Annotated in this window: 18 protein-coding genes; 11 read left to right on the top strand and 7 right to left on the bottom strand. The window is 70.2% G+C overall.

Features of this window, described 5'->3' with window-relative positions; genetic code table 11:
- The first annotated feature begins 224 nt into the window (after positions 1 to 224).
- Genes Ahu01nite_RS32260 through Ahu01nite_RS32245 form a run of 4 tightly spaced genes read left to right on the top strand, consistent with a single transcriptional unit; the run spans position 225 to position 5,546 of the window.
- Entirely contained in the window at positions 225 to 2,456 is a 2,232-nt protein-coding gene (locus Ahu01nite_RS32260) for a glycoside hydrolase family 36 protein (protein WP_239159313.1), read from the top strand.
- A complete protein-coding gene (locus Ahu01nite_RS32255; protein WP_203840471.1) occupies positions 2,453 to 3,772 on the top strand; it encodes an ABC transporter substrate-binding protein in 1,320 nt (439 codons plus the stop codon). The genes Ahu01nite_RS32260 and Ahu01nite_RS32255 overlap by 4 nt, the downstream gene beginning before the upstream one ends.
- A 2-nt stretch (positions 3,773 to 3,774) precedes the next feature.
- Positions 3,775 to 4,716, top strand: a complete 942-nt coding sequence (locus tag Ahu01nite_RS32250) for a carbohydrate ABC transporter permease (protein WP_203840470.1) — start codon at positions 3,775 to 3,777, stop codon at positions 4,714 to 4,716.
- A complete protein-coding gene (locus Ahu01nite_RS32245; protein ID WP_203840469.1) occupies positions 4,713 to 5,546 on the top strand; it encodes a carbohydrate ABC transporter permease in 834 nt (277 codons plus the stop codon). Before Ahu01nite_RS32250 ends, Ahu01nite_RS32245 begins: the two co-directional genes overlap by 4 nt.
- Positions 5,547 to 5,656: 110 nt before the next feature.
- Here the strand turns inward: Ahu01nite_RS32245 and Ahu01nite_RS32240 are convergent, their stop codons facing one another.
- Together Ahu01nite_RS32240 and Ahu01nite_RS51710 are read right to left on the bottom strand one after the other, a co-directional pair.
- A complete protein-coding gene (locus Ahu01nite_RS32240; protein WP_203840468.1) occupies positions 5,657 to 7,036 on the bottom strand; it encodes an LPXTG cell wall anchor domain-containing protein in 1,380 nt (459 codons plus the stop codon).
- 83 nt (positions 7,037 to 7,119) lie between these two features.
- A complete protein-coding gene (locus tag Ahu01nite_RS51710) occupies positions 7,120 to 7,263 on the bottom strand; it encodes a hypothetical protein (protein WP_307794620.1) in 144 nt (47 codons plus the stop codon).
- Between the two features lie 228 nt (positions 7,264 to 7,491).
- Here Ahu01nite_RS51710 and Ahu01nite_RS32230 point away from each other — a divergent pair, with 228 nt between their 5' ends.
- Together Ahu01nite_RS32230 and Ahu01nite_RS32225 are read left to right on the top strand one after the other, a co-directional pair.
- Positions 7,492 to 7,821: a TfoX/Sxy family protein gene (locus Ahu01nite_RS32230; RefSeq protein ID WP_203840467.1), complete on the top strand. Its 330-nt coding sequence runs from the start codon at positions 7,492 to 7,494 to the stop codon at positions 7,819 to 7,821.
- Positions 7,814 to 8,455, top strand: a complete 642-nt coding sequence (locus Ahu01nite_RS32225; protein WP_203840466.1) for a maleylpyruvate isomerase family mycothiol-dependent enzyme — start codon at positions 7,814 to 7,816, stop codon at positions 8,453 to 8,455. Before Ahu01nite_RS32230 ends, Ahu01nite_RS32225 begins: the two co-directional genes overlap by 8 nt.
- Here the strand turns inward: Ahu01nite_RS32225 and Ahu01nite_RS32220 are convergent.
- Together Ahu01nite_RS32220 and Ahu01nite_RS32215 are read right to left on the bottom strand one after the other, a co-directional pair.
- The gene (locus Ahu01nite_RS32220; protein WP_203840465.1) at positions 8,449 to 9,048 is read right to left on the bottom strand and encodes a TetR/AcrR family transcriptional regulator; all 600 of its coding nucleotides are present in this window, start codon (positions 9,046 to 9,048) and stop codon (positions 8,449 to 8,451) included. The two genes, Ahu01nite_RS32225 and Ahu01nite_RS32220, sit on opposite strands and share 7 nt — an antisense overlap.
- Positions 9,045 to 9,743, bottom strand: a complete 699-nt coding sequence (locus tag Ahu01nite_RS32215) for an MBL fold metallo-hydrolase (protein ID WP_203840464.1) — start codon at positions 9,741 to 9,743, stop codon at positions 9,045 to 9,047. Before Ahu01nite_RS32215 ends, Ahu01nite_RS32220 begins: the two co-directional genes overlap by 4 nt.
- A 114-nt stretch (positions 9,744 to 9,857) precedes the next feature.
- Between Ahu01nite_RS32215 and Ahu01nite_RS32210 the strand changes: the two genes are divergently transcribed.
- Both Ahu01nite_RS32210 and Ahu01nite_RS51895 read left to right on the top strand, forming a co-directional pair.
- Entirely contained in the window at positions 9,858 to 11,147 is a 1,290-nt protein-coding gene (locus Ahu01nite_RS32210) for a PP2C family protein-serine/threonine phosphatase (RefSeq protein WP_203840463.1), read from the top strand.
- 130 nt (positions 11,148 to 11,277) lie between these two features.
- The gene (locus Ahu01nite_RS51895; protein WP_438874847.1) at positions 11,278 to 11,730 is read left to right on the top strand and encodes an STAS domain-containing protein; all 453 of its coding nucleotides are present in this window, start codon (positions 11,278 to 11,280) and stop codon (positions 11,728 to 11,730) included.
- On the opposite strand, the gene Ahu01nite_RS32200 is transcribed toward Ahu01nite_RS51895, so the two are convergent.
- On the bottom strand, positions 11,629 to 12,057 hold the full coding sequence (locus Ahu01nite_RS32200; RefSeq protein ID WP_203840461.1) for an RrF2 family transcriptional regulator: 429 nt from the start codon (positions 12,055 to 12,057) through the stop codon (positions 11,629 to 11,631). The genes Ahu01nite_RS51895 and Ahu01nite_RS32200 overlap by 102 nt on opposite strands.
- A 62-nt stretch (positions 12,058 to 12,119) precedes the next feature.
- Here Ahu01nite_RS32200 and Ahu01nite_RS32195 point away from each other — a divergent pair, with 62 nt between their 5' ends.
- Complete coding sequence (locus Ahu01nite_RS32195) at positions 12,120 to 13,079, top strand: alpha/beta fold hydrolase (RefSeq protein ID WP_203840460.1); 960 nt, start codon at positions 12,120 to 12,122, stop codon at positions 13,077 to 13,079.
- On the opposite strand, the gene araD is transcribed toward Ahu01nite_RS32195, so the two are convergent.
- Entirely contained in the window at positions 13,049 to 13,768 is a 720-nt protein-coding gene (gene araD / locus Ahu01nite_RS32190; RefSeq protein WP_203840459.1) for an L-ribulose-5-phosphate 4-epimerase AraD, read from the bottom strand. The two genes, Ahu01nite_RS32195 and araD, sit on opposite strands and share 31 nt — an antisense overlap.
- A 57-nt stretch (positions 13,769 to 13,825) precedes the next feature.
- Here araD and Ahu01nite_RS32185 point away from each other — a divergent pair, with 57 nt between their 5' ends.
- Together Ahu01nite_RS32185 and Ahu01nite_RS32180 are read left to right on the top strand one after the other, a co-directional pair.
- A complete protein-coding gene (locus Ahu01nite_RS32185; protein ID WP_203840458.1) occupies positions 13,826 to 14,491 on the top strand; it encodes a hypothetical protein in 666 nt (221 codons plus the stop codon).
- Complete coding sequence (locus tag Ahu01nite_RS32180) at positions 14,488 to 14,829, top strand: hypothetical protein (protein ID WP_203840457.1); 342 nt, start codon at positions 14,488 to 14,490, stop codon at positions 14,827 to 14,829. The genes Ahu01nite_RS32185 and Ahu01nite_RS32180 overlap by 4 nt, the downstream gene beginning before the upstream one ends.
- A gap of 7 nt (positions 14,830 to 14,836) precedes the next feature.
- Here the strand turns inward: Ahu01nite_RS32180 and Ahu01nite_RS32175 are convergent, their stop codons facing one another.
- Positions 14,837 to 15,856: a LacI family DNA-binding transcriptional regulator gene (locus tag Ahu01nite_RS32175; protein ID WP_203840456.1), complete on the bottom strand. Its 1,020-nt coding sequence runs from the start codon at positions 15,854 to 15,856 to the stop codon at positions 14,837 to 14,839.
- Positions 15,857 to 16,160: the final 304 nt, after the last annotated feature.

Here is a 16,160-nt window from a genome sequence, read left to right as displayed (position 1 = left end):
TGCGTCGGGGGGGTGAGGTGGGTCCGGGGGAGGTGGGTCGGGCGAGGTGGGGCCCGGGGGAGGTGGGGCGAGGCGCGGGTCACCGTGAGGGGGAGACGCAGGTCACGGGGGGCGTGATGAAAACGTTATCAGGCGACTTCCGGAAAAACTCTTGTAACAAACTCTGATAAACGTTTTCATGGGCCTGTAGGCACGCTGACCTGCTTCTCGGTCGAAGGGTTGTCATGACGAGCACGTTCATTCACTGGTCTCCCGGCGCACTGAGCCTGGTCGTGGAGACCCCCGCGGACGCCCCGGCCCGGATCGCGGCGCTGGGCACCGCGGCGGCCGGCCCCGATCCGCAGCACCGGCTCCAGCCACTCGTGGAGGTGCTGACCCTGGGGGAGGGCCACTCGCTCTCCAACCTGCGGTTCAGCAACACGGCCGTCGGCAACCGGTTGCGCTACACCGGTTCCGACCAGACCGACGGTGAGCTGCGGATCCGCCAGCGCGACCCGCAGACCGGCATCGAGGTGACCTCGGTGTTCCAGGCCGAGGCGGGGATCGCGGCGTTCCGCACCTGGACCGAGGTCGAGAACACCGGCACCGCATCCCGGATCCTGCAGATGGTCTCCTCGTTCGCCGCCGAGAGCCCGGCCGAGAGCCCGGCCGAGAGCCCGGCCGAGAGCCCGGCCGAGAGCCCGGCCGAGAGCCCTGCCGAGAGCCCTGCCGAGAGCCCTGCCGAGAGCCCTGCCGAGAACCCCGCCGGGCCCGGCGATGATCCGGCCGACATGGTGCTCATGCGGGCCCGGGCCGACTGGTGCGCCGAGGGCCGCTGGGTCACGATCCCGCTGCGCGGCGCCGACGGGCTCGCCGACATCAACAGCGTGCTGCACGGCCACGACGGGCGGGGCTCGCACGTCACGGCGGTCAAGAGCACCTGGTCGTCGGGGGAGTTCGTGCCGGTGGGGGTGCTGGCTGATACGCGTACGGGCAGAGCCTGGGCCTGGCAGATCGAGCACAACGGCGCGTGGCGCTGGGAGGTCGACGGACGCCGGGACGCGCCGGACGCGTACGCGCTGATCGTCACCGGCCCCACCGACGGCGACCACCAGTGGGCCACCCGCCTGGCCCCCGGCGAGCGTTTTGTCAGCGTCCCCGTCTCGGTGGCGGTCTCCGACGAGGGTTACCAGGGCGCGATCGCGGCCCTGACCCACCAGCGCCGGGCGAGCAGAAGGCCGCACGCCGCCGACGCGGGCCTGCCGCTGATCTTCAACGACTACATGAACACGCTGATGGGCGATCCGACCACCGAGCGCCTGCTGCCCCTGATCGACGCCGCCGCGGCGATCGGCGCGGAGTACTTCTGCATCGACGCCGGCTGGTACGACGACGGCGGCCACTGGTGGGACAGCGTCGGCGAGTGGGAGCCGTCGACCGGCCGGTTCCCCGACGGCGGCCTGCGCAAGGTCCTCGACCACATCCGGGCCGCGGGCATGCAGCCCGGCCTGTGGCTCGAGCCCGAGGTGGTGGGCGTCCGCAGCCCGATCGCGGACAAGCTCCCGCCGGAGGCATTCCTCAGCCGCCACGGCGAACGGGTCGTCGAACACTCCCGCTACCTGCTCGACCTGCGGCACCCGGCGGCCCGCGCGCACCTCGACGAGGTGGTGGACCGGCTGGTCAACGACTACGGCGCGCGCTACTTCAAGCTCGACTACAACGTGACCCCGGGGCCCGGCACCGACCGGGACGCGCTGCAACCCGGCGAGGGCCTGCTCGGCCACAACCGGGCGCACCTCGAGTGGCTCGACGGCGTGCTCGACCGGCACCCCGACGTGATCTTCGAGAACTGCGCGTCCGGTGCCATGCGCGCCGACTACGCGCTGCTGTCGCGGTTGCAACTGCAGTCGACCTCGGATCAGCAGGACTTCCGGCTGTACGCGGCGATCGCGGCGGCGGCGCCCGCGACGATGCTCCCCGAGCAGGCCGGTAACTGGGCCTACCCCGAGGCGGGCCAGTCCGACGAGGAGATCGCGTTCACCATGGTGAACGGGCTGGCGGGGCGGCTCTACCTCTCCGGCTACCTGAACCAGATGGGCGAACGCGAGGTCGGCCTCATCCGGGACGCGGTGCAGGTCCACCAGCGGATCCGCGGGGACGTCGCCCGCTCGGTGCCGTTCTGGCCGGTGGGGCTGCCCGGTTGGGAGGACGACCTGGTGGTGCTGGGCCTGCGTACCCCGGAGAGCACCTACCTGGCCGTGTGGTGGCGCGGCGATGCCCCCACGGTGAAGACCCTCGACCTCACCCACGAAAAGGGCAGCGCGCTCGTTGTGCGTACCGAATATCCCGAGAGCTTGACCGACTGGGACCCGCAGTGGGATGCCCAGGCCGGACGTCTGACGTTTTCCCCGGGGGCCGGACCGGCCGCCCGCCTGTTCCGCCTCGACCCGATCTCGGACTTGGAGAACCAGCTATGAGTGCATCACGTCTTTACCGGGCCGCGATCGCGGCCGCGGGTGTCGCGGCGCTGCTGGCCGGCTGCTCGGCGGGCAACCCGGAGACCCCCAGCGGCTCGGACGCCGCCGTCACCTGGCCCGACCCGACGGCGAGCCTGTCCGGTGTGACCCTGACCTACTGGACCGCCACGCAGACCGCGACCATGGCCGACTCCGTGATCAAGGCGTTCGAGGAGAAGACCGGGGCGAAGATCAACAAGGTCATCATCCCGGATGTGTACGAGACCAACGCGCCGACCAAGCTCGCCACCGGCGCCAAGCCCGACCTGGCCACCTGGCAGCCGACCGGCAGTGAGCTGGCCCTGCTCAAACCGGCGACCGGCCTGCAGGTGCTCGACGGCGCCCCGTGGCTGGCGCAGCAGACACCCGCGGTGCAGCAGCTCGGCCTGGTCGACGGCAAGCACTACGCCGCGTTCGTCAACGTGCCCTCCACGCTGGGCATCTTCTACAACAAGGACGCCTTCGCCAAGGCCGGCATCACGGCGGACCCGAAGAACTTCCAGGAGCTGCTCACCGACGCCGGCAAGATCAAGGCGACGGGTACGGCGCCCTTCTTCGGCGCCGCCGGTGACCAGTGGCCGACCCAGTGGTGGCCGCAGGTGCTGCTCGCCGAGCAGTCCAAGGCGGGCCTGTGGGACAAGGTGAACAGCAACAAGGAGAAGTTCACCGACCCGACGATCCTCGACGCGATCACCACGTTCAAGAAGATGAACGACGACGGCCTGTTCAACGCCGACAACAAGACCTCGAAGTACACGGAGTCCGGCCCGGCGCTGCTCAGCGGCAAGGCCGCCACGGTGCTGCAGCTGACCTCCTTCACGTCGCTGCTGCAGTCGACCGCCGACACGGCCACGATCAACAGCAAGATCGGCTGGTTCCCGATCTCCAAGGACGGCACCACCGCCACCGTGGTGCCCGGTGGCGACAACGCGCTGGTCGCGATGAAGACCGGTGACGCCAAGCGCGAGGCCGCGGCCCGCCAGTTCCTCGAGTTCTGGCTGCAGACCGGCTACGCCGACTACATCAAGCAGGCCAACGCCGTCTCGATCGAGCCGTCCGTGGAGAGCCCCGCCACCGTGCCCGACGTCGCCAAGGCAGCCTCGGCCGCCCTGGACGGCGCTGCCGGGTCGATGCAGCAGAACGCCGCCGTCAACCCCGACTTCTATGTCAACCTGGCGAACATGGTCAACGGCACGATGACCCCGCAGCAGGTCGCCTCCACCACCCAGGCGCAGTTCGCCCAGCTGGCCCAGGCCCTCGGGGTCGAAGGGTTCTGACAATGACAGCCACCACCTCCGCCGCGCCGGTGTCCGCACCGGCGCGGCGCGAGCCGGAGCGCAAGGTGCGCCACTCGCGGGCCGCGGGGCTCTACCCCACGTGGTTCCTGGCCCCCGCCTTCGCCATCCTGCTCGTCTTCTTCTTCGTCCCGACCCTGTTCAACTTCATCTACGCGTTCACGAACTGGTCGGCGTTCCACAACGACATCGCGGGCGTGGGCCTGGCCAACTTCCGCGCCGTCCTGAGCAACGGCGCGCTGGTGTCCTCACTCGGGATCACCGTCGTCTACGCCGTCCTCGTCGCCATCATGCAGAACGGCTTCGGTCTCGGCCTGGCCCTGCTGCTCGAACGCGACACCCGGCTCAACCGTTTCGCCCGGGTCATCGTCTTCCTGCCCGTGCTGATGTCCGCGCTCGCCGTCGGCTACATCTTCCAGGCCCTGCTCAAGCCGGACGGCGCCCTCAACGGCCTGCTCGGCGGGATCAGCGGGCACCCGGTCACGATCCCGTGGCTCGGCAGCACGACCTGGACAATCGTCGTGGTCGCGTTCGTCAACTCCTGGAAGTGGATGGGGCTGGCGATGGTCATCTACCTGGCCGGCCTCAAGACCATCTCCGAGGACGTCCTGGAGGCGGCCCGGATCGACGGCGCCGGGGTGTGGAAGACGTTCCGCGACATCCGCTTCCCGCTGCTGGCCCCCGCGATCACGTTCAACGTGGCGACGGCGCTGCTCGGCTCGTTCAACGGCTTCGACACGATCCTGTCCACCACCGGTGGCGGACCGGCGCAGAAGACCGAGGTCCTCGACATCTACATCTTCAAGGTCTACGGCAACGGCCTGTTCGCCCAGGCCACCACGATGAGCCTGGTGCTGTTCCTGGTGGTCACGGTGCTGGCCTTCCCGGTCATCGGCTACCTGCGCAAGAGGGAGCGTGTGCTGTGAACGGCTCCGCGTTGTGGAAGCGAGTACTCCAGCCGGCCGTGGTGGTGATCCTGCTGGTCGTCGTGATCGGCATCCCGCTCTACCTGGCGCTGGTCACCTCGGCGAAGTCGCAGGGCGAGGCGAACATCCCCGACCTGTCGCTGCCGTCGTCGTGGCACATCGCCGACAACTACTCGAAGGCGTTCACCCAGGGCGACGTGCCGTGGGCGTTGTTCGGCAGCCTGCTGGTGATGGTGCCGGCGGTCGTGGGCGTGCTGGTGTTCGGATCGCTCGCCTCGTGGGTGCTGGCGCGCCGCTCCGGGCGTACCGTGTCAATTCTGTACTCAGCCGCGATCAGCGGCATCATCCTGCCACCCGCGGTGGTGACCATCGTCCTGCTCCTGCGTCAGCTGGGCCTGGCGAGCACCCCGTTCGGCATGATGTGCGTCTACATGGGCATGTACATGTCGCTGGTCATCTTCTTCATCACCGGCTTCATCCGCACGATCCCCCTGGAGCTCGAGGAAGCGGCCCGCATCGACGGCGCGAAGCCCCTCATGATCTTCGTACGCGTGATCCTGCCGCTGCTGCGCCCCGTGATCGCCACCGCCACTATCCTGATCTGCCTCTACATCTGGAACGACGTCTTCTACTCGTTCTTCGTCCTCGGCGGCGGCTCCGTCACCACGCTGCCCCTCAACCTGTACTCCGTGGCCAGCAGCAACCTCTACCAGAACAACTGGAACCTGGTCTTCGCCTACGTGATCCTGATGAGCCTGCCGCTGGTCGTCATCTTCACGTTCGCCCAGCGCCGCATCATCTCCGGCATCACCGGCGGCGCCGTCAAGTAAACGGATGAGCGGCGCTCGTCCTGGAACGCAACGACCGGCCCAGCGGGGTGTCCTTCCCCGCCGGGCGGACCGCCGGCACCGTGGCCCGGCCACGGCACCGGCGGAGGTGATCACGCGGTGAAACGGGTTCGCCGTCGTCGTGCCAGGACGAACCCGGCGAGACCGGCGGCCACCAGCAGCACCCCGGCGCCCGCGACGACCGCGGTGCGGGAACCGGTGATCGGCAGGCTCCCACCGGCCTCTCCGTCATCGCCGCCACCGCCCGGTGCCGGGGCCGGCGACGTCGTCGGGGAGCTGCTCGGCGGGTTCGGGGTCGGGGGCCAGGAGAGCATCACAAAACCGGTCGACCTGCTCACGGTACCGACGAGGTCCGCCGCCCCGCTCGTGAGCTTGAAGGCCGCCGCGGTGCCTTTCGTGCCCGTGGTGTTCTCGATGGCATCGATGCCCGCCAGCTTCGCGATGCCGCCGTTGTCGTCCGCCCACTCCTTGCTCACCCAGTGGAAGCGCAGGTCCTTGGCGTAATCGCCGACGTTGTAGGGCGCGATGGTGGTGCCGATGGCGCCGTCGACCCGCAGCGTGGCTCCGGGAGCCAGATCGGTGTCGAACGAGCACCACGCGGAGTCCGGCTTCTCCTCCAGGGTGAACCAGCAGTTGTCGCCGAGCCGGATGAACTTCAGCGCGTTGTCCGACAACCGCACGTCGAGGACGAGCCCGTGCACGGTTTCGCTGCCGAGATTACGGACACCCAGCGTTCCCGGTAGCGGCTGGCCCGGGCCCACGGTGTAGGACCACCGGGGGTTGCCGTTCTGGGACTTCTTCTCGTGCACCGCGAGGAGCTCCGCGCCGTCCGGCCCGGACGGCGGGATCGGCGGCAGAGCCGTCGGCGTGGGGCCCGTGGCCGGCCCGACGCCGTTGTGGATGATGCCCTCGGAGATGGAGGAGCCGATCCGTGGTGAGCCGGGCTCCAGGACCAGGGTGCCCTGGTCGCCCCGGACGGCACCGGCACCGGCGAGGGCTTCGAGCCCGCCCTTCGCGTCCGCCCATTCCTTGCTGGACCAGTCGAAGAACGTCGACTTGGTCTGGTGGGCCGGATCCGGCTCGGGGACGGCCCCGTAGACCGGCCCCTTCAGCGCCAGCACCTGTCCCGCCGCGATCGTGTCGGCGAACTCGCACCAGGCCGAGCCGTCCGTGGTGAAGACGCAGTTGTCGTACTTGCGAGGGAACCGCAGGTTCTCATCCCTGAGGTTGATCTCGACGACGAGCCCCGGGATCGCCGTGGTGCCCCTGTTCCGCACCCCGATCACCGCCCGCGACACGTATCCGGCCCGCATCGAGGAGCCTTCGGGCTTCCCGCTCTCGACGGAGTATTCGGTCGCATCCTCCAGCGCGCCTTTGGCGGGCGCGGCATATGCCACGACGGGCACCGCGGCGACGGCAGCCGCGAGCGCCGCCAGCCCCGCCGCGGCACGATATATGAATCCGTTCTTCATGTTCTGTTCCCCCGGGATCGGTACGGTCGCAACACCGTACAGAACCCGGGTCCACCATGGAGTCCCGCTGTGTGTGAACCCGGTCAGACCCCGACGGTCAGCGTGGACACATAGCCCTTGGCGACGCTCGGGTAGACCTCGAAGTGGATGTGCGGCCGGCGCCCGGAGTAGGTCGCCGGGAAGATGCTGGTGAAGCTCACCCAGCCGCTGCTGTCGGCGGCCTGCACGCCCCGCAGGTAGTTCTGCGCCGTGATGCCCTGCGAGTAGAGCGAGTAGTTGCCGTCCCGGTCGCAGTCGCATTCCCGAAACTACGGCGGATGTCGCTGCGTACGATCCCCGACGTGGTTACCCGGCGCTCGCCGGTCACCGGCACTATCGGCAGGCCGCCGGCCGGCGCGCCCTTTGCAACCAGATCCCGACCGGATCCACAGATCCGCAACCTTTACGCTCGCACCATGGCCTATGACGAAGATCTCGCCCACCGGGTGCGGGCCCTGCTCGGCGGCGAGCGCGGGGTCGACGAGAAACGCATGTTCGGCGGTCTCGCCATGCTGATCGGGGGCCGGATGGCGGTCGCCGTGCGCGGTGTCGGCGGGCTGATGGTCCGGGTCGACCCCGCCGAGCTCGACGGATACTGCACCGAGCCCGGCGCCTCCCCGACCGTCATGCGCGAGACCCCGATGAAGGGGTGGATCACCGTGGCCCCCGAGGCCTGCGAGGACGACGAGGCACTGGCCCGCTGGGTCGGGCGCGGCACGGCGTACGTGCGAAGCCTTCGTGCTTGAAGCAATCTCGGCGGCCACCGAGAGTCTCCTGCGGACCGCGGCGGCATTCTCGGACGAGGACGTCCGGGAGCCGTCGCTGCTGCCCGGCTGGACCCGCGGCCACGTGCTCACCCACATCGCCCGCAACGCCGACGGCGGCACCCGCCTGCTGACCTGGGCCCGCACGGGCGTCGAAACCCCGGAATACCCCAGCATGGCGGCCCGAGCGGCAGAGATCGAAGCGGGCCACGCCCGACCCGCGGCGGAACTGGCCGATGACGTCCGGGACAGCGCCGCCCGATTCGCCACGGCCTACCACGCGGTGCCACCCGAAGCCTGGACCCGCCCCCTCCGCTGGACCTCCGGCAAGCAACGCCCCGCCTCCCGCGCCGCCGACTCCCGCCTCACCGAAGTCCTCATCCACCACGTCGACCTGCGCGCCGGATTCCACCCCGCCGACTGGCCGCCGGATTTTGTCCACCGCATGCTGGCGGACGTCATCGCCGCGTTCCGCGCCCGCCCGGGCCCGCACTTGATCGCCCTGGACACCGGGGCCGTTCAAGGATCCGAGACCGACCTGCTGGCCTGGCTTCTGGGCCGCTCGCCGGGCACCGGCCTCACCGGCGACCTGCCCCCGGTCCCTTTCCTCTATTGAGCCGGGGTGGGGACGGTGCGGACGGAGAGCAGGGCGTCGACCATGTCTCGTAGCGGCCCGACCAGGTCTTCCTTGGTGGCGGACGCGAGGGGTTCCAGACCCTGCAGCCGCATCAGGAGCATGCCCGTGGTGGCGGCGAGGACTATGTTGGCGCGGAGCACCATCTGCGGGTCGCCGTCCGGGTCGGCGCCGGTTGCGGCCGCCAGTTTGGCGCCGTAGCCGCGCAGGACGTCGAGCCGGATCTCGTCGGCTCGCGCATCACCCGATGACCGTAGCAACAGCAGCAACATCGGGTCCGGGGTGCCGGTGCGGTCCGAGTCGCCGATCCGGGCGGCGATGGCCTCGGCGATGCGTTCGAGGGGTACGTTCTCGGCGCGGCGCCGGAACTCGTCCGCGGCCAGCGTCAGGCACGCCGAGAACAGGCCCTCCTTCGACTCGAAATACCGGCTGACCAGGGCGATGTTGACGCCCGCGTCGTCGGCGATCTCGCGCAGGGTGGTGGCCGCGTAGCCGTTGTGCGCGAACCGCTGTCGTGCGGCGTCCAGCAGCAGTTGGCGGGTGCGGGCCGCGTTGCGCCGGCGGGGCTCGGTCATGGGGTGGCCGCCAGCTTCTTCAGTGCCTCGGCGGCGCCGGTGGTGAGGGGGTCGCCGTGGCCGGGCAGGATCGTGGTGACCGGCAGGGCCGACAGCTTGCGTACGGACAGCGCAGCCTGCCCGGGATCCGCGGTGTACTGGGGGTCCGCGCCGGCCAGCCCGTCCGTGGTGCGCAACGCGTCGCCGGCTACGAGGGTGCCGGTGGACGGGTCGAAGACGCTGATGTGGCCGGCGGTGTGTCCGGGCGTACCGATGATCTGCAGTCCGAAGACCTCGTCGCCGTCCTTGAGCCCGACGGGTGACTTCGTCGCCTTGATCCCGGCGACATCCGCGACCCCGGCGTAGAAAACGGCGTTGACCTGCGGTTCCACCCCTGCAAGCCCGCCCGCGTGGTCGCCGTGGTTGTGGGTGAGGATGACGTGCTTGACCTCGCCCCAGCCGCTGCCGGCGGCCGTGAGCGCCGAGCCGATCGCGTCGGCCGAGCCCTCGGTGCCGAGGTCGACCACCGCCGCCTCGTTGCCGCGGATCAGCAGGTAGGCCGAGACGAACGACAGGTTGACCCGCTGCCAGCCGCCGGTGGTGCCGCTGCTTGCCGCAGGCGCTGCGTTCTCCGGCGTCTCGGAGCAGCTGCCGAGCAACGCGACGCCGAGCACGCCGGAACCGGCGGTGAACAGGAGCCGACGGCGGGTGATCATGTCACCAAGTTTACGGCGTACCGAGGGCATTGCCCGCATCTGGCGGCCCGGGGTCGCTGAGCGGCGGCTGTAGGGTGTGCCGCACGAGCGAGACGACAGATCGGGGTGACGACGGTGGCCCGACCTGTTCCGGCGCAGGTTCTCGACCCGGCGCGGCTGGCCGCGGTGCGGCGGACCGGACTGCTCGACACCGGGGCCGAGGAGCCGTTCGACCGGCTCACCGGGCTGACCGCGACGCTGCTGGGGACCCCCTTCGCGTTCGTGACCCTGGTCGACGAGAACCGCTCGTTCTGGAAGAGCTGCATCGGGATCACCGCCACCGACCCGGCGGAGCGGCAGAACACCGTCGAGCAGTCGTTCTGTCAGTACGTCATCGGGGCGGCCGCGGAGGTCATCGTCGAGGACGCCCGCACCGACGCGCGGACGTACGACAACCCGTCGATCGACCTGATGGGCGTGGTGGCCTGGGCCGGGTTCCCGGTCTTCTCGCCCGACGGTCACGTCCTGGGCAGCTTCTGCGCCGTCGACACCGTGCCCCGCAAGTGGACCGACCACGACGTCGAGGTGCTGCGGACCATGTCCCGGGCCGCCGCCGGGGAGATCGCCCTGCGTACGGCCCTGGAGGACGCGCAGAACGCCGCCGACCGGGCCGAGCAGTCGGCGCAGAAGGCGAACACGCTGGCCCAGACCCTGCAGGAGAGCCTGCTGCCGGCGACGCTCCCGGAGATCCCCGGTGTCCAGGTCGCCGCCCGTTACCGCCGTGGCGCCGGCGGCGACGAGGTGCTCGGCGACTTCTACGACGTCTTCGCCTCCACCGGGGACAGCTGGTCCGCGGTGGTCGGCGACGTGTGCGGCAAAGGGCCCCTGGCAGCGCGGGCGACCGCCCTCGCCCGCTACACGCTGCGGGCGGCGGCGGCCCGCTGCGCCGTGCCCAGCCGCAACCTCGCCACCCTGAACACCGCGCTGAGGGAGTGGATGACGGCCGACAAGCCGTACCTCACCGCGGTCTATGCGACCTTGCGCCCGCACCCGCGCGGTTTCAGCGTCCGGGTCAGCTGCGGCGGCCACGACGCGGCCCTGATCCGGCGCGCCGACGGCACGGTCCGCGCGCTGGGCCGGCACGGCCTGATCCTGGGCTGGCTCGACAACCCGCCCCTACGCGACCAGCGTACGGTCCTGCACCCGGGCGACAGCCTGCTGCTCTACACCGACGGCGTGACCGAGGCCCGCCGCCCGTACGACCAGGAGTTCTTCGGCATCGACCGGCTCTGGCGCCTGCTCGCGCAGACCCCTGCCCGGGACGCGGCGACCCTGGCCACGGCCATCGAGGCCGCGGTTGCCCGGCACAGCGAGGGCCGGCCCGGCGACGACACGGCGATCCTGGTCCTGCACATCCCGGCCTGAGAACGTCCTTGGTGCTGAGTCGATCGTGGACGGCTTCCGCGGCCTGGCCGGGCGCCTACCACGTTTGAAGTAGAAGGTTGACCACGTTCGGATGACGTGCCGGGGCGTCCGAGGGTGCATGCTCGTTGACGTGCTTCAGCAATCGCAAGGAACGGTCGCGGTGGTCCGGGTCGGACCGGGCGGGGATCTGCGCGCTCTGCCGGCGGCGGCGAGCGGGACCGTGCGGCACGTGATCGTGGATCTCTCGTCCGTGCGTACGGTCGATGCCGAAGGCCTGGCCCTGCTGGTCCGCGTGCGGCAGAAGGTCCGGCAGGACCATGGTGGGTGGTTGTGCCTGGCCACGCCGTCGCGGCTGGTCCTCACGGTGCTGCACACCATGCGGCTGGAACGCGCGTTCCCCACCTTCGCCGACACCCCGGCCGCGCTCGCCTGGCTGCGCAAGGACGGCGAGACCGAGGCCCCACCCCCGCTGTGGACCGGTCTAGCCGATGCTCAGCAGGAGCTGCCGGGTCGGGGGCTCGGTGAGCGCCGCGACGGTGATCGGGTCAAGGGTGACGTAGAACGCTTCCTGCGCCCGGCGTAGGGCCCCGCGCAGCCGGCACCCGCTGCGCAACGGGCAGGGGGCGGCCGGGTCGCCGTCGCAGTCGACGACCTCGGTGGCACCCTCGAAGTCGCGCACGATCCCGCCGATCGACGCCACCGCGGCCGTGGGGGAGAGGCGAAGGCCCCCGTTACGCCCGCGCACGGTGTCGAGCAGCCCGAGGTGCTGCAGGCGCTGCACCACTTTGGCCAGGTGATGCCGGGGCACGTCGAGGGATGCGGCCAGACCGTCGATGGTCAGCAGGCCGTCGTGGGTCGCTCCCATCATCAGGATGCGCAGGCCGATGTCGGTGGAGCGGTTCAGTCGCACGGTTTCACCCTACGCGAAGGGGCATGTGATACTCCTGTTTCACTTCTGCCCTGAGGACATCAATGCTTCGCTGGTCGCTCCGCATTCTCGCCGCGTTCGTGGCCCTGATCGTGCTCGCCATCGGCGCGATCTACCTCTGGCCTCTGGGCAGCGACCGCCTCACCCACGCGGACGCCGCCACGCTGTCCTTCCCGGACGCGCAGGCCAGGGCGGCCCAGGAGGTCACCCGGGACACCGGCGACGCGACGGTCCAGCCGGAATGCCGGACCAAGGCCTTACTTCACGAGAAACGTACGCCCAAAGCTGTCCTGATGCTGCACGGCTACACCGACTGCCCCGTCCAGTTCGGCGCCCTCGCCCAGCTCTACTACGACCGGGGCTACAACGTCTTCGTGCCCCGCGCCCCCCGCCACGGCGTCACCGACCTGAACGCCCACACCGGCCTGCACGCCGACGAGCTCGTGGACTACGCCGACGACGCGCTGACCGTGACGACCGGCCTGGGTGACGAGGTCGGCGTGGTCGGCATCTCCGGCGGCGGCGTCCTGGCCACCTGGCTCGCCGACTACCGCCCGGACGCGGTCAAGCACCTGCTCACGCTCTCGCCGTTCTACGCCCCGGCCGCGTCCCAGGCCCCTTCGTGGCAGATCAAACCGCTGATGGTGCTCTACGGGAACAGGTTGCTGCCGGATCACATCAACAGCCAGGGCTTCTCGTACGCCGCCCTGTCGCAATACCTCCGGATCGCGCGCAACTATCCGAAGAACCCCCGCAACGCTTCCCTCAAGTCGGTTGCCGTGGTGACCTCGGCCGGCGACACGTACATCAACCTGGCCCGCGCCACCGAGATCCCCGGCGACCTGGCCACGGCGAACGGCCTGAAGCTCGCGGCGTACGAGATCCCGAGGTCCTTCGACGTCGGCCACGACACCGCCGACCCCGCAGGACTGGGCACGCACGCCGCCGAACTCCAGCGCGCCTACCTCGACCTCTACGAGGGCAGAACCCCGGCGTTGCCGTAGTACGCCCCCGGGCCGTGCTTACGCTTGAAGTGCCGCTCCTGCAGATGCGCCGGGGTGCTCGCGTTCGGGTTCAGCGCCAGCGTCTTGAGCGCCATCTCGGCGACCTTCTCGATGATGATCGCGTACTCGATCGACTTCACCGGCGTAGCACCCCAGGTGAACGGCCCGTGGTTCGCAGCCAGCGCCCCCGGCATGCCCACCGCGTCCTCATCCCCGCCCACCAGCTCGATGAGCGCCTTCCCGGTGTTCAACTCGTAATCGGTCGCGCACTCGTCGGGGGTCAGCTGCCGGGCCACCCCGACCGGCCCGCTGAACGAATCGGCATGCGTCGTCCCCAGAACCGGAATATCAAGCCCGGCCTGAGCGAACGCCACCGCGTTCGTCGAATGCGTGTGCGTCACCCCACCGACCGACGGCCACTGCAGATAGAACGCCCGATGCGTCTCGCTGTCCACCGACGGCCGCAGCTCCCCACCCAGCACCTTCCCGGTCGCCAGCTCCACGGGAACCAGCATCTCCTCGGTCAGATCGGTGTAGGCCACCCCGGAAGGCTTGATCAGATAAAGCCCCGCCTCCCGATCGACCCCACTGACATTCCCCCAGGTCAGAGCGGCCAGCCCCGCCGCCGGAATCATAAGATTGGCGCGAAGCACCGCCTGCCGAAGCGTCTTGGATCCGTAACTGCTCATGGCCCGGATGTTAACGCTCACACGATTGCCACGGGTAACCTCCCCACATGAGGCCGCATGGGTAGCACGGTGCAGTACGTCGCGATCCGTGCCGGCATCGTCGTCAAAGCCACTGCCGGCGACGGCCTGACCTTCGACGTACGACTCGCGGCAGGTCTGGCCGAAACCCTCCGCCGCATCGACACCCTGACGGCCCGCGACCTCGGCGACGCCCCCTGCGACGGCGCTGCCCTTCTCGACGTGGATACCCGTCGCCTGCTCCTCTTCACCCACCAGCCCTGGTCCGAGGACCCGCGCACCGACGCCGAGAACCGTGCCGGCCTGCTCGACGGACTGTCCCGCACCTGGCCGGGCTGGCAGATCGGCTACGCGCACAACGGTCTCGAGGACCTCGCGGCCTATCTGCGCTCACCCGGCGACCTCGTCCCCACCCCGCCCCTTCCTGGCCTGGACATCACCCGCGGCCGCGGCGTCCTGGCGGAACGCTTCGAAGACCTGTGGCCCGGGGAACGCGCATCTGACATTTATCGCGACACGGTGAATGCCGCGTCGGAGCAATCTCAGGAGCTGCCCGCCGCCGACCGCCGGGCCTTCCGGAAAAGATCCAGAGAAGCCGCAGAATCGGCGATGATCGAGGCCGTCGAGCAATTCCGATCAAGCGCCACCGACCTCGCTCGAATTCTGCGTAACAGTTCCCCGGGACCGACCGTCGAACGGCCGTGACGCACGAGGTGGCGCTTCCTCACACACGGCGCTCCGCTGCACGCCCCCGTCCTCGGGCTCGTCATCTCGGCGGCGATCGGCGGCGGCGCGCCGATCGGCCGCAGCCTCACCCCGGTCGTTCCTGCGACGGCCCGCGGCACCGCACACCACTGCCCGGGCCGGACAGCCTGGGTGCCGCCCGGCAGATCGCTTTCGCCCTGGTAGTCACCGGCGCCGAGGACACCGGATCGATCGAATGGGCCATCAGCAATTCAGCGCAGGATCAGGGAGCTCAGCTCCCGCAGATTCCGAAGAACGCGAAAATTCTCGAGACGATCCCGCTGCTTGTCAAACGGTGACGTCCCGTCAGGCGGAGTGGCGCCAGACCACGGGGGATTCGAGAACGATGCATTCCGGGACGGGGTCCTTGCCGCGGAGTTGGAGCAGGACCAGTTCGGCGGCGTTGCGGCCGACGTCGCGGGCGGGCTGGTGGACCGTGGAGAGTGGGGGCTGGGTTCGCAGGGCCCAGGAGCTGTCGTCGAAGCCGACGATCCCCACGTCTTCGGGCACTCGGCGGCCCGCTTCGCGCAACGATTCGAGGGCGCCGGCTGCCACCGCGTCCGACGCTGCGAAAACCCCGTCGATCCCGGGCTCGCGGTCGAGGAGCGCTCGCATGCCCTTCACGCCGTACGCGTAGTCGTAGAGCGGAATCTCCGCCACCAGCGCCGGGTCGAAGTGGGGGCCGAGCGCCTCGCGGAAACCGGTGAGCCGGTCCGCGCCCGAGTCCCGGTCGAGGGCGGCCGCGATCATGCCGATGCGGCGGCGGCCGGTGGCCAGGAGGCGTTCGGTGATCGCGCGCGCCGAGCCGGTGTTGTCGATGCCGACGTAGGGGATGCCGCGGTCGAGGTCCGGCGGGTGACCGACGAAGCAGGCCGGGAGGCCGATCTGGGCGATCAACCGGGTGATCGGGTCGTGCGAGCGCGCCGAGACGATGATCGCGCCGTCGACGAAGCCGCCGCTGAGATAGCGGGACACCCGCTGGGTGTCGCGGTCCGAGTCGATGACCAGGCTGACCATCTGCTGATCGGCCAGGGAGAGAACCTCGTTGGCGCCGATCATGATCGCGCCGATGTTCGGATCCTCCAGCAGCAGCGCCGGGTCCTCGAGAGCTATGAACCCGATGGCCTGCGACCGCCGGCGCGCCAGGTTCCGCGCCGCCGTGTTCGGCACGTAGCCGACCATGGCGATGGCGGCCTCGATCGCCGTCCGGGCGTCGGCCGACACGTAACCGCCGTTCAGGACACGGTTGACCGTGCCACGGGACACGCCGGCCGCCGCGGCGACGTCATGCACCGTGGCCCGTCGAGGAGTCCCGGGTCCGGCCACGCGACCCACATTACGTGCCGGCCACCCACCCTCCACCTCCCGGCCACCCACCACGGTGATCGGTCACCCTGGGCGAAAGTACCGGCCACCTGGTCGCGCAGGACCCGCCGCTCAAGTCGCACATGGATGGGCAGGCCGGGGTCGAGAGTGTGCGGCAGGTGGCGGTCGCGAGGCGGCTGACCGTAGCGGACGGCCCGACAGCGGGAGGCCCGGCAGGCCCGGCGGCGGCAGGCCCGGCAGGCCCGGCAGGCCCGGCAGGCCCGGCAGGCCCGGCAGGCCCGGCAGGCCCGGCAGGCCCGGCGTG

Source organism: Winogradskya humida (assembly GCF_016862215.1).
Lineage (GTDB): Bacteria > Actinomycetota > Actinomycetes > Mycobacteriales > Micromonosporaceae > Actinoplanes > Actinoplanes humidus.
The sequence above is the reverse complement of the archived record's forward strand: the minus strand, read 5'-3'. Positions and strand labels throughout refer to the sequence as shown.